We start from the raw sequence: 14572 nt of genomic DNA, 5'->3' as shown, positions 1-14572 counted from the left end.
ACCGCTCATGCTCGGGCTTTTCGCCCGCGATCACCGGCAGCGCGAGATCGTCCTCGGCCATCGCGCGGTAGACTTCGAGCATGGTCAGTGTGTGGTCCTTCGCCTCTTCGGCGGTTGCGTGGGCGGTGTGGCCTTCCTGCCAGAGGAATTCGCTGGTGCGCAGGAACATGCGGGTGCGCATTTCCCAGCGCACGACGTTTGCCCACTGGTTGAGCTTGAGCGGCAGGTCGCGCCAGCTCTGCACCCAGCGCGCCATCGCATCGCCGATGATCGTTTCCGAGGTTGGACGCACCACCAGAGGCTCTTCAAGTTTCGCCTCGGGATCGGGGATCAGCCCGCCCTTCCCGTCCGCGATCAGGCGGTGATGGGTGACGACCGCCATTTCCTTGGCGAAGCCTTCGACATGCTCGGCCTCGCGCTCGAAATTGGAGAGCGGGATGAACAGCGGGAAATAGGCATTGTCGTGGCCTGTCGCCTTGATCCGGTCGTCGAGCAGGCGCTGGATACGCTCCCAGATGCCATAGCCCCACGGCTTGATGACCATGCACCCGCGCACCCCCGATTCCTCGGCCATCTGCCCTTCGGCAATGGCGGCCTGGTACCAGGCGGCGAAATCGTCTTCGCGTTTGACGGAGAGGGCGTGGCGGATGTTGGACACGAGCGTGAACTTTCGAGGACTGGAATTGCGTGGCCATTAGCCGCTCGTCTCGAGCGAAGTCGAGAGACGTTGGCGCGATGTGTCTCGACAGGGCGCGACGCGAACGGAAGGGCGAGGCTGCTACTTACCCAGCTCGTCGAGCTTTTTCTGCATCGCCGCCATCTGCTCGCGCATCGACGCAAGCTCGTTCGCCGTTTCGTCGGCTGCGCTCTCCGCACGCGCGGCATTTTTGCCGGAGCTTGCGTGTCCCGTGAAGGCGTCGGTCGCGGCGCGCATCCTCGCAAGGTTGGTCTCGGCCATCTTGGCCAGCGGAGTGCCCGCCATGCCGCTCTGCCAGACTTCTGCGATCTTCTCCTGGTTGGCGCGGAAATTTGCCATGCTCGCCTCGAGATAGCTCGGCATCATCGACTGCATCGAGTTGCCGTACATGGAGATCAGGTCGCGTAGGAAGCTGACGGGCAGCATCTGCTCGCCATTCGCCTCTTCCTCGACGATGATCTGGGTCAGGATAGCGTGGGTGATGTCATCGCCGCTCTTGGCGTCGAGCACCGTGAAATCCAGCCCCTCGCGCGTCATCTTCGCGAGGTCGTCCAGCGTGATGTAGCTGGAGGAATGCGTGTTGTAGAGGCGCCGGTTGGCGTATTTCTTGATGACGATCGGCTCGCCATCGACGTGTTTCTTGCTGGCCATGTAAGCTGTCAGGCTCCGAATTAATGCTGCGCAGCATGCGGCTTAGCATTTGCAGCATTGTTCGCGCAATCCGCCATGACGCTACGTCCGAAACGGGTGCCCAGCACGGTGAGCAATTCGTACTGGGACAGGCCCGAATGCTGCGCCGCATCGGGGAGATGATAAGGCACGTCGAGCCAGTCGCCCTCTGCCAGTTCGGGCGCCTCGCTCAGGTCGACAATGACCATATCCATCGACACCTTGCCCAGCAGCGGCAGCCTGCGACCACTATACTGCAGGAAACCCTTCGCGCCCCAGCTGCGCAAGAACCCGTCGGCATAGCCAAGCGACACGGTGCCAACGCGCATGGTGGCAGACGCAGTGAATTCGCCGTTATAGCCCACCCTGTCGCCCGGTTTGAGCTCGCGCGTCTGGATGATCGCGGCTTGCGGGAAGGCGACCTGCCGGATGTGTTCGGCCAGTTCGGGGCGCGGCACGCCGCCATAGAGCGCGAGCCCCGGCCGCGTCAGGTCGAATGCGAAGTCCGATCCCAGACCGATCCCGGCGCTGTTGGCAAGGCTCGTTTCGCGATGCTGCACCAGTGGAGCGCACTCGCGAAAGGTCGCCAGCTGTCGCGCATTGATCGGTGTGTCTTCGTCCGCACTGGCGAGATGACTCATCAGGATATGGATATCCAGGGCAGCAACCGCCGGGTCGGACAGTTCAGCCGGAGCAACGCCGAGCCGGTTGATCCCCGTGTCGATCATCAGGTGGCAGGGCCCGCCACCCACTTCGTTCCAAATGCGCGCCTGGTGCAGCGAATTGATGACCGGGATGGCGCCGACCGCTTTCGCGTAATGCGCTTCATCGCCGGTTATCGGCCCATGCAGCACAGCGATGCGTTCGGGCGGCACATGCTGCGCAACAGAAGCGACCTCGCTCCAGTGCGCGACGAAGAAATCGCGTGCGCCTGCATTTACCAGCGCAGGCACGCAATTATCGATCCCCAGCCCGTAGCAGTCGGCCTTCACCGCCGCACCGGCGCGGGCCGTGCCCGAAAGCGCATCGAGCGCGCGCCAGTTATCCGCCAGTGCCCCGGTATCGATACGGAGGCGAAGCGTGGGCGGCGGAGGAGAATCGAGCGGTGCGGTCACGCATCCTCGAAATCACGCGGAGGCCCGCTCGGCAAGCCCCACCATGCGACGATCACCCCGAAAGCGACCACGATCCATGTGTACCAGAGGCCGGCGTAGATATCGCCCGAGCGTGCCACGATGATCCCGGCGATCAGCGGCAGGAACCCGCCGAGGTAGCCCGCGCCGATGTGGTAGGGGATCGACATGGAGGAATAGCGGATCTGCGGCGGGAACATTTCGGCCAGCAGTGCCGCCACAGAGCCGTATGTCAGTGCGGACAGCACGCCCATCACCAGCAGCAGTGCCACGATGCCAAGGATGTTGGATATTGGCGGTATCTGCGTGCTGAAATCGAAACCGTGTTGCGTGAGTGCCGCCCGCATGCCTTCGCGGATCGCCGCGCTGTCTTCGAACCAGGTATCGACCAGCGAAACCGGTTCGCCTGCGACCGTGACGGCCAGTTCGCCGCCATCCTGCAGGTCGTATCGAACCCCGCTGGAGGTCAGCACGTCGAGCACCTTGCCACAATCGCTCTGTTCTCGGCCGAACAGCTCGGCGAAGGGATCGGGCGTGCAATCCTGCCCGGTGACGACGATGGGCGCCCGGTCTGCAGCCGCGTCGAGTGCGGGATTGGCGAGATGGCCCATCGCCCAGAAGATCGGAAACAGCGCGACCAGCGCCAGCAATGCGCCAATGATGATCGGCTTCTTGCGTCCTACCTTGTCCGACCAGCGGCCCACGACGACGTAGAAGCTCATCGAGATCAGGCCTGCGATCAGGAGCATCCACTCGACCACGGTTTCGTCCACCCGCATCGGCCCGCGCAGGAACGACAGTCCGCTGAAAAACGCCGTGTACCAGATCGTCGTCAGCACGCCGGTGATGCCGAACAGCGCGACGAAGATCCGCTTCTTGTTGCCCGGATAGGTGAAGCTTTCGACGAAGGGATTGGCCGCGGTTTCGCCCGCTTCCTTCATCGCCTGGAAAACCGGGCTTTCGGAGAGTTTGAGCCGCATCCACAGGGAAATCAGCAGCAGGATAATCGACAGCAGGAAAGGCACGCGCCAGCCCCATGCCGCGAAGTCTTCTGCCGGGATCAGCCAGCGGCACGCCAGTACGACCGCGATCGAAAGCGCGAACCCGCCGACCACGCTCGCCTGGATGAAACTGGTGTAGAAACCGCGCCTTTCGGGCGGGGCATGTTCGGCAACGTAAATTGCTGCGCCACCATATTCGCCGCCCAGGGCGAGCCCCTGAAGAATACGGAACGCGATCACGATGATGGGTGCGGCAATGCCGATGGTCGCGGCGTTGGGGATCAGGCCGACGCCAGCCGTCGCAATACCCATCAGCGTGACGGTGACGAGGAATGTGTATTTCCTGCCCAGCCGGTCGCCCAGGAAGCCGAACAGGATCGCGCCCAGCGGCCTGAACCCGAAGCCGACAGCGAACCCTGCCCACACGAGCAGGATCTGCAGTGTCTCATTACCGCTGGGGAAGAAGGCCGCGCCGATCAGCCCGGCCAGCGTGCCGTAGATGAAGAAGTCGTACCATTCGAAGATGGTGCCCGCAGAACTCGCCGCAATGACAAGGCGGATTTCCTTCTCGGTTGGTTCACGGGTCGCGATTGCTGCGTCGGACGCGCTCATGATCTGAATTTCCCCTCCGGCTTTTTGGCCGATCTAGCGCGGCAGGGGCGCCTTGCAAAGCGCCTCGACACCAGCCTTCCAGGGGAGGAGGATAGCGCCGTGTCTTGCCGGGAATGCCTGTGCCGGAGCAAGAGTGGCAATGCCGGGCCAGCGCGGCAGCGGTTCACCACGATCAAGCCATGTTTCGATCTCGCCCAGTGCGGCGAGCATATCCTCCGGCCCTCTTCCGCGTGCCTGACGCGCGAATATCGCGGCGGATGCCTGCCCGATGGCGCAGGCTGTTACCGACAGGCCGATGGCTTCGATGTGCCCGAGTTCGTGAAGCTCAACGTCCAGCGTCAGGCTGCCGCCACATGTGCGGGAGCGGACTTCTGCGCTCGCATCGGGTTGGTCGAGGCGCGGATATTGCGCCAGTTCGACAGCAAGGCCGAGGATTTCGGGAGTGTAGAGCTTGGTCACGCGCCGGGTATTCGCAAACCTATTCGGACGCCGACTCGCTCGTCACCGGGCCGTTGTCGTCCCCATCATTGGCATTTTCGCCCCGCAGTTCTGCGCGGCGATCGTGGATGTATCCCACCAGCGCCTCTGCACCTGCGTTGATCGAGGGGTAGGTGCGTGCGGTGACGATCCATGTCGGACGGCCCTGGTAACCCCAGACCGTGTCGTAGCCCAGCACCAGCAGCGCGAAGCCAATCACCACGATAATCGCGCCCTTGATCGCCCCGAACCCGAATCCAAGCACCCGGTCGAGTGGTCCGAGCAGCGATTCACGCGCCTTGGAGCCCACCAGCGAAGCGATCAGCTTCATCGCCGCGTAGGGGATCAGCAGCAGCAGTGCGAAGGCGAGGATCGCGGAGGTGGTCGGCGTGCCGAACCGCGGTTCGATAAAGGCCTGCAAGGGCGAATGGAGCTGTTGGATCGCCAGGATGGCAAGAATCCATGCGGCGAGCGACAGGACTTCCTGCACGAAACCGCGCATGAAGCCGCCCGCAGCCGCCACCGCCACGATCAGCAAGACAAGAATATCGAAGCCGGTCATCTTTCGTCAGTCTACCACGGTTTTGCTATCGCATCACGCGATCCACCAATTGCGAAAGTTGCCTAATTCCACTGAATTGAATGCCGGGTGAAGCTTTTTCTTCGACTAACGGGCCGTGCGCGCTGGAAAAACCCAGCTTTGCCGCCTCGCGCAGGCGAAGCCCGGAATGCGCCACGGGGCGGATCTCGCCCGCCAGCGATACCTCGCCGAACCAGACCGAACGATCGGGCAGCGGCCTGTCTGCCAGCGCAGAGACGAGCGCAGCCGCCACGGCAAGATCGGCGGCAGGGTCTGACAGCCGGTAGCCGCCTGCCACATTGAGATAGACTTCGGCCGAGCTGAAATTGAGCCCGCACCGCGATTCCAGCACCGCGAGCAGCATGGCAAGGCGGCCATTGTCCCACCCCACCACCGCGCGGCGCGGCGTCGCGCCCGATTGCAGCCGTACGATCAGCGCCTGAATTTCGACGAGGACAGGGCGCGTTCCCTCCATTGCGGGAAACACCGCGCTGCCAGCCAGCGGAGCATCCCGACCGGAAAGGAACAGCATGGAAGGGTTCTCGACCTCCTCCAGCCCCTCCTGCGCCATCGCGAAGACGCCGATTTCGTCTACCGCGCCAAACCGGTTCTTGAGCGCGCGCAGGATGCGGTACTGGTGGCTACGCTCCCCTTCGAAGCTCATCACCACGTCGACCATGTGTTCGAGCACACGCGGACCCGCGATATTGCCGTCCTTTGTCACATGGCCGACCAGCACCAGCGCAGCGCCGCGTTCCTTCGCGTAGCGAATCAGTTCGAACGCGCAGCCGCGCACCTGGCTGACCGTGCCCGGCGCGCCTTCGATCGTGTCCGAATACATGGTCTGAATCGAATCAACGATGAGCAGGTCGGGTGCATCCCCCGAGCCGAGCGTCGTCAGGATGTCGCGGACATTGGTGCTCGATGCGAGCCGCACGGGTGCGTCCGCGAGCCCCAACCTCTCCGCACGGAGCCGGACCTGTGCAGAGGCTTCTTCCCCGCTGACATAGACCACGTCACCACCCTTGCGGGCGATCGATCCGGCCGTTTGCAAGAGAAGCGTGGACTTGCCGATGCCGGGGTCACCACCGATCAGGATCGCCGATCCGGGGACCAGCCCGCCGCCCAGTGCGCGGTCGAACTCCTTCAGCCCGGTCGTGGCGCGCTTCGGAGGCTCCACAGCTTCGGACAGGGAAACGAATTCCAGCCGCCGTCCGCCGCCAGAAAGATCGTGCTTCTGGCTGAACACGGTGGCGGGCGCATCCTCGACCAGCGTGTTCCACTCACCGCAGTCGGGGCACTGGCCCTGCCAGCGCGGAGAGACCGCACCGCAGTTTTGGCAGACATATCGTTTCTTCGGCTTGGCCATGCCACCTCCTCAGGCCGGGGAACTAAGCGGAACATTTGCGGAACGCAAGTTGCTTTCCGATGCCCTCCCCCGCTAGGTAGCCCACATGCGCCAGAAGGAACTGAGGATCGGGCTGGTCTGCTATGGCGGGGTGAGCTTGGCCGTGTACATGCATGGCGTCACCAAGGAATTGTGGAACCTCGCGCGCGCGAGCCGGGGATTTCATGCAGGTGAGCCAACAGGCAGCGCAGTTGCAAGCGAATATCGCCGCTTGCTGGAAATGCTGGCGGACGAGCACGATCTGCGGCTGCGCGTGCTGCCGGACATCTTCAGCGGGGCAAGCGCGGGCGGTATCAATGCCGTCTTCCTCGCGCAGGCCGTCTATTCGGGCAGGTCGCTGGAGCCGCTGACCAAACTGTGGCTCGACAATGCCGATATCGACCGTTTGACTGCGGAAGATGCGCGGATGGGCTGGCGCTTTGCCAAGGTGTGGGCGCAGCCGCTCGCCAACTTCATTCTCCAGCGCCCCGGCAACATGGTGTCGGAAAGTGTGGCGCCGGAAACGCGAGCGGAAGTGCGTGAGAAAGTTTCCCGCCTAGTGCGTGGCCGCTGGTTTGCCCCGCCCTTCTCCGGCGACGCCATGTCGCGGATGCTGGTAGAAGCGTTGCAGGCGATGGATGGATCGCTCGCCGACGGGCCGCTGCTGCCTCCCGGCCATCCGCTGGACCTGTATGTGCCGACCACCGACTTCCACGGATACCTCTCCACCCTGCGGCTCAACAGCCCGCCGGTCGTGCAGGAGAGCGAGCATCGCATGCCGATCGGGTTTACAGGCAAGACGCCCGAAGTCGCCGGTGCATGGCTCGCCGATCCGCTGGAACTGGCGTTTGCTGCGCGCGCGACCGCCAGTTTTCCCGGTGCCTTCCCGCCGCTGCAGGTGGGTGAGATCGACAAGCTGGCCGAAGATATGGAGCGCGAATGGCCCACGCGCGAAGCCTTCCTGCAGCGTGTCATGCCAGCGCATTGCGAAGACAGATCGGCGGAAGGCGTTTCGCTGATCGACGGGTCAGTGCTGGTGAACCGGCCGTTCGAAGGAGCCATCGAGGCGCTGCGCGGTCGACCTGCCGTGCGCGAGGTAGAGCGGCGGTTCGCTTATATTGACCCGCGCCCGGACCGCTATCACCGTGACCCGGAGCGGATGATGGCGCCGGTGGGCTTTTTCGAGAATATTTTCGGTTCGCTTTCCACCCTGCCGCGCGAACAGCCGATCCGCGACAACCTGGAAGCGATTGCCGACCAGTCGCGCCGCGCCGCGCGATTGCAGGCGATGATCGTCGAACTGCGCCCACAAGTGGAAGCCGCGGTGGAGAAGCTGTTCGACCGGACGGTATTTTTCGATCGCCCGACTCCGCGCCGCCTCTCCAACTGGCGCAAGAAGGCGCAACAGGCCGCCGCCGAACAGGCAGGTTACACTTTCGCAGGCTATGCCGAGCTCAAGTTCATCGGCATCCTGGAGCGGCTTGCCGAGCTGGTGCGCAAGGCCGCACCCAAGGATGATGAGCCGGATACCAGAGTGCTGGTCGCGCGGTTGCGCGATGCCCTGCGCGAACGCGGGCTAGAATGCCTGGTCGGCCCTACAGGCGGAGCAAGCCCGGAAGCGGTCGAATTCCTGCGCAGCTTCGATCTCGCTTTTCGTATCCGGCGGCTACGCCTGCTGGCCAGGCGCACGGCACGCGACTGGGAATCCGATCCCGATATCCCGACTGAGGCGCTCGATAGCGCGCGCGAAGCGATCTACGCTATCCTGGCTGAATATTTCGAGCGCGACGGGCTTGATCCCATGGGCCGCGAGTTTCGCGCCATCGCAGGCAATGCGATTGCCGAACCGGGCGCAGTCCTCGATCACATCGCCGAAAAGCGCGGGTTGATGGAGCTGGACCAGCGCGCCGAAGAGGCGCTCGCGGGGGCACTCAGCGAGATGCCGCGCGAACTGCGGCGACGCATGATGTATGCCTATCTCGGCTTCCCGTTCTACGATGTCGCCACACTCCCGATCCTCGGCACGCAGGGAATGAACGAGTTCGAGCCGGTGAAAGTGGACCGTATCAGCCCCGAGGATGCGCAGTCGATCCGCACCGGCGGCACGGCTGCAACGCTGCGCGGGATCGAGTTCTATCATTTCGGTGCGTTCTTCAGCCGCGCCTATCGGGAGAACGACTACCTCTGGGGCCGCCTGCACGGGTGCGAGCGGATGGTCGATATGGTCCTGTCGACGAGCGACAAGACCATACCTTTCGAACAGCGGCGCGACATCCTGCGCCGCGCATTCCTGGCGATCATCGAAGAGGAACGTGGCGCATTGCAATGCAGCGAGGAGCTGCTCGACCTGCTGCGGGCAGAGATCGAGGCCAAACTGGCCAGCTAGGCGTTATCCGCCCAAGGCGTCCTTGATCCGGTCGAAAAAGCCGCGGCTTTCCGGGCATTCCTCGCCCGTTTCGGTCTCACGGAACTGTTCGAGCAATTCACGCTGCGCCTTGGAAAGCTTGGTCGGCGTTTCAACGGTAATTTCCGCGACCAGGTCGCCGCGACCGCGCCCCTGCAGCACGGGCATGCCCCCACCGCGCCTGCGCAACTGCCTGCCAGACTGGATACCGGCGGGAATGTCGATCGTGTTGGTCGACCCGTCGAGGTCGGGAATGTCGATCTTGCCGCCCAGTGCGGCGGTCGTGAAACTGATCGGCATGCGTGCGATCAGGTTCGATCCCTCGCGCGCGAACAGCGCGTGCGGGCGGATGTGGATGAATATGTAGAGATCGCCCGAGGGTGCGCCGCGCGGCCCTGCCTCGCCCTTGCCGGTCAGGCGAATGCGGGTGCCGGTGTCGACGCCAGGCGGAATATCGACCGACAGCGACTGGGGGGCATCGACCCGCCCGTCACCGCGGCAATTGCGGCATGGGGTCTCGATAACTTCGCCGCGTCCGTGGCAATTGGGGCATGGACGCTCGACCACGAACAGGCCCTGTTGCGCGCGCACCTTGCCATAACCTGCGCAGACATTGCAGGTACGTACACCCGTGCCCGGTTCGGCGCCGGAGCCATCGCAACGGTCGCACTGCTGCGAAACCTCGATTTCGATGGTCGTAGACTTGCCGTGGAAGGCTTCTTCCAGCGTGATCTCCAGGTCGTAGCGCAGGTCTGCCCCGCGCCGGACACCCTGGTGCCTGCCACCGAAGGCACTGCCGAAGATCGTTTCGAATATATCGCCGATATCGCCGAAATCGGCATGGCCAGGCCCGTGGCCACCGCCACCGCCGCCTTGCTGGAAGGCGGCATGGCCGTACTGGTCGTAGGCCGCTCGCTTCTGCGGGTCCTTGAGGACTTCGTAGGCCGCGCCAACAGCCTTGAACCGAGCCTCTGCCTCGGCATCGCCCGGATTGCGATCGGGGTGAAACTGCATCGCCATCTTGCGATAGGCGGATTTGATCGCCGCCGCGTCTGCATCGCGCGGCACTTCGAGCAGGTCGTAAAGGTCGGGTTCGGAAGCCATCAATCAAGCACTCGTTCGAGCCATAAGAACGGGCCCGCGCAAACCGGGAAGGTTCGCGCGGGGCCCATCTTGCGTCATCGTTCGATCAGACGCGGCCAGCTTCGCCGCTGTCTCCGGCATCGTCGCCGTCGGTCACTTCCGAAAACTCGGCTTCGACGACATCGTCATCTTCGGCCTGGGACGCCGCAGCATCGGCTGCCGCCGCATCGCCACCGCTTGCCTGCTCGCTTTCGTAGATCTGCTGGCCCATCTTCATGGCCAGCTCGGTCAGCGCCTGCGCCTTGGCATTGATCGCGTCGGTATCGTCGCCTTCCAGCGCAGTCTTCGTTTCGGCGATCGCGGCCTCGACATCGGACTTGAGCGATGCGTCGACCTTGTCGCCGTTTTCTTCCAGCTGCTTGGCGGTTGCGTGGACCAGGTTATCCGCCTGGTTGCGCGCTTCCGCAGATTCGCGACGCTTCTTGTCTTCCTCGGCGAACTTTTCGGCGTCCTTGATCATCGAATCGATGTCATTGTCGGACAGGCCGCCCGAGGCCTGGATGCGGATCTGCTGTTCCTTGCCCGTGCCCTTGTCCTTGGCGGACACGTTCACGATGCCGTTGGCGTCGATATCGAAAGTCACTTCGATCTGCGGAACGCCGCGCGGTGCGGAGGGAATGCCGACAAGGTCGAACTGGCCGAGCAGCTTGTTGTCGGCCGCCATCTCGCGCTCGCCCTGGAACACGCGGATCGTCACCGCCTGCTGGTTATCCTCGGCGGTCGAGTAGACCTGCGTCTTCTTGGTCGGGATCGTCGTGTTGCGATCGATCATCTTGGTCATGATGCCGCCCAGCGTTTCGATGCCGAGCGAAAGCGGCGTCACGTCGAGCAGCAGCACGTCCTTGACGTCGCCCTGCAGCACGCCCGCCTGGATCGCCGCGCCCATGGCGACGACTTCGTCCGGGTTCACGCCGGTATGCGGCTTCTTGCCGAAGAACTCTTCCACGGTCTCGCGGACCTTGGGCATGCGGGTCATCCCGCCGACCAGGATCACTTCATCGATATCGCCTGCCTTGAGGCCGGCATCTTCCAGCGCCTTCTTGCACGGGTCGAGCGTGCGCTTCACCAGATCGCCGACCAGCTGCTCAAGCTTGGAGCGGGTCAGCGTTTCCACAAGGTGCAGCGGAGTGGAGCTGCCGCCTTCCATGCGTGCGGTGATGAAGGGCAGGTTCACTTCGGTCTGCTGCGCGCTCGAAAGCTCGATCTTGGCCTTTTCGGCCGATTCCTTGAGGCGCTGCAGGGCCAGCTTGTCCGTGCGAAGGTCCATGTTCTCCTTCGCCTTGAACTGGTCGGCCAGGTATTCGACAATCGCGCTGTCGAAGTCCTCACCGCCCAGAAAGGTGTCGCCATTGGTCGACTTCACCTCGAACACGCCATCACCCACTTCGAGCACGGAGATATCGAAGGTACCGCCGCCAAGGTCGTAGACCGCGATGGTCTTGTTCTCGTCCTTGTCGAGCCCATAGGCCAGCGCTGCCGCAGTCGGCTCGTTGATGATGCGTAGGACTTCGAGGCCAGCAATCTGGCCGGCATCCTTGGTCGCCTGCCGCTGCGCGTCGTTGAAGTAGGCGGGCACGGTGATGACGGCCTGCTTCACGTCTTCGCCGAGATAGCTTTCGGCGGTTTCCTTCATCTTCTGCAGGATAAAGGCGGAAATCTGGCTGGGGGAATACTCGTTGCCGCCCGCTTCGACCCAAGCATCGCCATTGTTGCCCTTGACGATGTCGTAGGGGACCAGCTCCATGTCCTTCTTGGTCATGGGGTCTTCGAACCGGCGACCGATCAGGCGCTTCACGGCGAACACGGTGTTATCGGGATTGGTGACCGCCTGGCGCTTGGCCGGCTGGCCGATCAGGCGCTCGCTGTCTTTCGTAAAGGCCACGATCGAGGGCGTGGTGCGCGCACCTTCCGCATTCTCGATGACCTTGGGCTTGCCCCCGTCCATGACCGCGACACACGAGTTCGTCGTACCGAGGTCGATACCGATTACTTTTGCCATGATACCCCGCATCCTATTGGCTATGTTGGACACTGCCCGTCGCGCCACCCCCGTCCAAGGGCGATGCCGCTCGGCAGCTCTGGTTCAGCGGCGGATATAGGTGCGCTTGTTCTTGGCACAAGAGACGCTTGCGCGTAGTCATGGCGCGGGACGTTTCTTTGGGAGATGCTTGAGATGAAATCGATTTACGCCGCCCTCGCGCTTGGCCTTGCTTCGCTTGCCCTCGGCGCGTGCTCGCAGGAAACTGCCGAATCCGAAGAAGCAGCACCCCCCTTGAGCGCGACCGAAGGCCGCATGTTCCTGCCTGCGGTCGAAGGGAATCCCGCAGCAATCTATTTCGAGCTCACCAACGACAGCGACCGCGCAATCGCGGTCCGCAAGGCAGAGGTCGCGGGCACCGAGCGTGCAGAAATGCACGACTACATGGAATTCGACGAAAAGATCATGACCCAGATCGACATGGTCACGCTCGACCCGGGCGAAACCCTCTCGTTCGAACCGGGTGCCAAGCATGTCATGGCCTACGAAGTATCGCCCGATCTCAAGCCGGAAAGCGTCACTTCGGTCACCCTCACCATGGCAGGAGGCAGCACCATGTCGTTCGATGTGGATGTGCTTCCCGCCGACGCGGAGCGCTGATTGCGCCAGATCGGAGCCCAATTCGACCAACGTCATGGATCATCCGATCGACGCCCAGGCACATGATGCGCCGGTTGCTCCCTGCCCTGCGGGTGGGGAGCGGCGACTGACGGAGGGCGAGATTGCGCTGGCGCGCAGCATCTTCGGCACTGCCATCGATTATCGCAAGGTGACGATTCGGCGGCGTAAGTGGGCGTTCTTCCAACCGCAAAGCACCACGATGGCGCCGCGCGGTCACCTGCATTTCCACCCCGATGCGGCGGGATATTGCGACGATTTCTCAGCTGGCAACCATCACCGACAGGGTCATTTCATTCACGAGATGACGCACGTCTGGCAGACCCAGACCAAGGGTGAGTGGTACCTGCCCCTGCACCGCCACCCGTGGTGCCGATACGACTATAGCCTCAAGCCCGGCTGGAGCCTCGAGAAGTACGGGATCGAGCAGCAGGCGGAAATCGTGAAGCACGCCTTCTGGCTTCGGCGCGGCGTGCGCGTGGCGGGAATTGCCAGCCCGGAAGCTTACGATCTGCTGGTGCGGTTCCCCGGCGCGGGTGGATGACGTAGCGTCATGGGCTTGAGGCGCCGGAGGTTGCTTGTTACGCAACACGCGTCCGGGCGGCCCAACCCGCGCCCGGCCCAATGGTCCCAACAATGGAGCTAAGCACTTACGGCATGTCGCGGGAACGCGGCTACCTTTCGCATTACGAAATCGACTCGATCAATCTCCCATCAGACTTCGCATCGGTGGTCGAAGCGGCCGACAACCTGTCGGGCCTGCTGACCACCGGCCGCGTGCGCCACTGGCTGGACGCGCTGCCGGATCCGCAAATCCAGGATTGGGCCAAGGATGCCTCCGAAGAAGAGGTTCGCACCGCGATGGTGCATTATTCCTTCCTGGTGCAGGCCTATGTGTGGGGCGAGGAGACGCCGCCCGCACACCTGCCTGCCAACCTTGCCCGCCCGATGGTCGCGATTGCGGACCGGCTGGGCCAGGCCCCGCTGCTGCCTTATTCGTCCTACGTGCTCGACAACTGGTACCGGCTCGACAAGTCGGGCCCGGTCGATCTCGAAAACATCGCGATGTACCAGAACTTCTACGGCGGTGCGGACGAAAACTGGTTCGTACTGGTCCATGTCGCGATCGAGGCGGAAGCGGGCGTCCTGCTCGACAATGCAGCGAAGCTGGTGACGGTTTGCCGCGACGGGGACGAGCAGTCCGCGCTGACACTGCTGACCGAAATGGATGCAGCATGGGAGCGGATTTACGGCCACTTCGCGCGCATGCCCGAGCGATGCGACCCCTATGTCTATTTCCACCGCGTACGGCCCTATATTCACGGCTGGGCGAATAACCCCGCGCTCGATGGCGGGCTGGTGTACGAAGGGATCGAGCGGTTCGGCGGCAAGCCGCAGGCATTCCGCGGACAAACGGGATCGCAATCCTCCATCGTCCCGGCAATGGATGCGCTATTCCAGGTCGCGCATAGCGACGATCCGCTCAAGAACTTCCTCGACGAGCTGCACGCCTACCGGCCCGTGCCGCACCGGCGCTTCATCGAGGATCTGGCGGAGCAATCGACGCTGCGCAGCTTCGTTTCGCAAAGCGGCAATGCGGAGCTGAAAGAGGCGTTCAATGCATGTCTCGAGCAGTCGGCGCGGTTCCGCACGCGCCATCTCGAATATGCGGCCAGCTACATCAACAAGCAGGCAGGCAGCATCGCGGGCAACGATCCCGATGTCGGTACCGGCGGGACGCCTTTCATGAAATATCTCAAGAAACACCGCGACGAAAATCGCGCGCAAGTGGTCTGATACGAAAAGGGCCGCC

General features: G+C 63.3%; 13 protein-coding genes. 4 read left to right on the top strand and 9 right to left on the bottom strand.

Annotated elements, in window-relative coordinates; translation table 11 throughout:
• The 7 genes from ACEQXE_RS13790 to radA form a co-directional block, all read right to left on the bottom strand.
• The coding region (locus ACEQXE_RS13790) for an aminoacyl--tRNA ligase-related protein (protein ID WP_370180184.1) at positions 1-658 on the bottom strand (658 nt) is incomplete at its 3' end.
• Between the two features lie 120 nt (positions 659-778).
• Positions 779-1348, bottom strand: coding sequence for a polyhydroxyalkanoate synthesis repressor PhaR (phaR, locus tag ACEQXE_RS13785; protein ID WP_370180182.1), 570 nt, complete (start codon positions 1346-1348; stop codon positions 779-781).
• A gap of 20 nt (positions 1349-1368) precedes the next feature.
• The gene (alr, locus tag ACEQXE_RS13780; protein WP_370180180.1) at positions 1369-2481 is read right to left on the bottom strand and encodes an alanine racemase; all 1113 of its coding nucleotides are present in this window, start codon (positions 2479-2481) and stop codon (positions 1369-1371) included.
• Positions 2478-4112, bottom strand: coding sequence for an MFS transporter (locus ACEQXE_RS13775; protein WP_370180178.1), 1635 nt, complete (start codon positions 4110-4112; stop codon positions 2478-2480). The genes alr and ACEQXE_RS13775 overlap by 4 nt, the downstream gene beginning before the upstream one ends.
• Positions 4113-4145: 33 nt before the next feature.
• On the bottom strand, positions 4146-4571 hold the full coding sequence (locus ACEQXE_RS13770; protein ID WP_370180176.1) for an iron-sulfur cluster assembly scaffold protein: 426 nt from the start codon (positions 4569-4571) through the stop codon (positions 4146-4148).
• Between the two features lie 19 nt (positions 4572-4590).
• Entirely contained in the window at positions 4591-5151 is a 561-nt protein-coding gene (locus ACEQXE_RS13765) for a CvpA family protein (RefSeq protein WP_370180174.1), read from the bottom strand.
• Between the two features lie 25 nt (positions 5152-5176).
• Positions 5177-6538: a DNA repair protein RadA gene (gene radA, locus ACEQXE_RS13760; RefSeq protein ID WP_370180172.1), complete on the bottom strand. Its 1362-nt coding sequence runs from the start codon at positions 6536-6538 to the stop codon at positions 5177-5179.
• An 85-nt stretch (positions 6539-6623) separates the two neighbouring features.
• Between radA and ACEQXE_RS13755 the strand changes: the two genes are divergently transcribed.
• Complete coding sequence (locus ACEQXE_RS13755) at positions 6624-8942, top strand: patatin-like protein (protein WP_370180170.1); 2319 nt, start codon at positions 6624-6626, stop codon at positions 8940-8942.
• 3 nt (positions 8943-8945) lie between these two features.
• On the opposite strand, the gene dnaJ is transcribed toward ACEQXE_RS13755, so the two are convergent.
• Both dnaJ and dnaK read right to left on the bottom strand, forming a co-directional pair.
• Complete coding sequence (gene dnaJ / locus ACEQXE_RS13750; protein WP_370180168.1) at positions 8946-10064, bottom strand: molecular chaperone DnaJ; 1119 nt, start codon at positions 10062-10064, stop codon at positions 8946-8948.
• Positions 10065-10149: 85 nt separating this feature from the next.
• On the bottom strand, positions 10150-12102 hold the full coding sequence (gene dnaK, locus ACEQXE_RS13745) for a molecular chaperone DnaK (RefSeq protein WP_370180166.1): 1953 nt from the start codon (positions 12100-12102) through the stop codon (positions 10150-10152).
• Between the two features lie 165 nt (positions 12103-12267).
• Here dnaK and ACEQXE_RS13740 point away from each other — a divergent pair, with 165 nt between their 5' ends.
• The 3 genes from ACEQXE_RS13740 (at position 12268) to ACEQXE_RS13730 (ending at position 14556) form a co-directional block, all read left to right on the top strand.
• Positions 12268-12741: a copper chaperone PCu(A)C gene (locus ACEQXE_RS13740; protein WP_370183311.1), complete on the top strand. Its 474-nt coding sequence runs from the start codon at positions 12268-12270 to the stop codon at positions 12739-12741.
• Between the two features lie 34 nt (positions 12742-12775).
• Positions 12776-13303 (top strand): vgr related protein, encoded by a 528-nt coding sequence (locus ACEQXE_RS13735; protein WP_370180163.1) that lies wholly within the window; start codon positions 12776-12778, stop codon positions 13301-13303.
• An 80-nt stretch (positions 13304-13383) separates the two neighbouring features.
• On the top strand, positions 13384-14556 hold the full coding sequence (locus tag ACEQXE_RS13730; RefSeq protein ID WP_370180161.1) for an indoleamine 2,3-dioxygenase: 1173 nt from the start codon (positions 13384-13386) through the stop codon (positions 14554-14556).
• Positions 14557-14572 lie beyond the last annotated feature (16 nt).

The organism is Alteriqipengyuania sp., from assembly GCF_964222115.1.
GTDB lineage: Bacteria > Pseudomonadota > Alphaproteobacteria > Sphingomonadales > Sphingomonadaceae > Alteriqipengyuania.
This window is presented reverse-complemented; position numbering and strand designations above follow the sequence as displayed.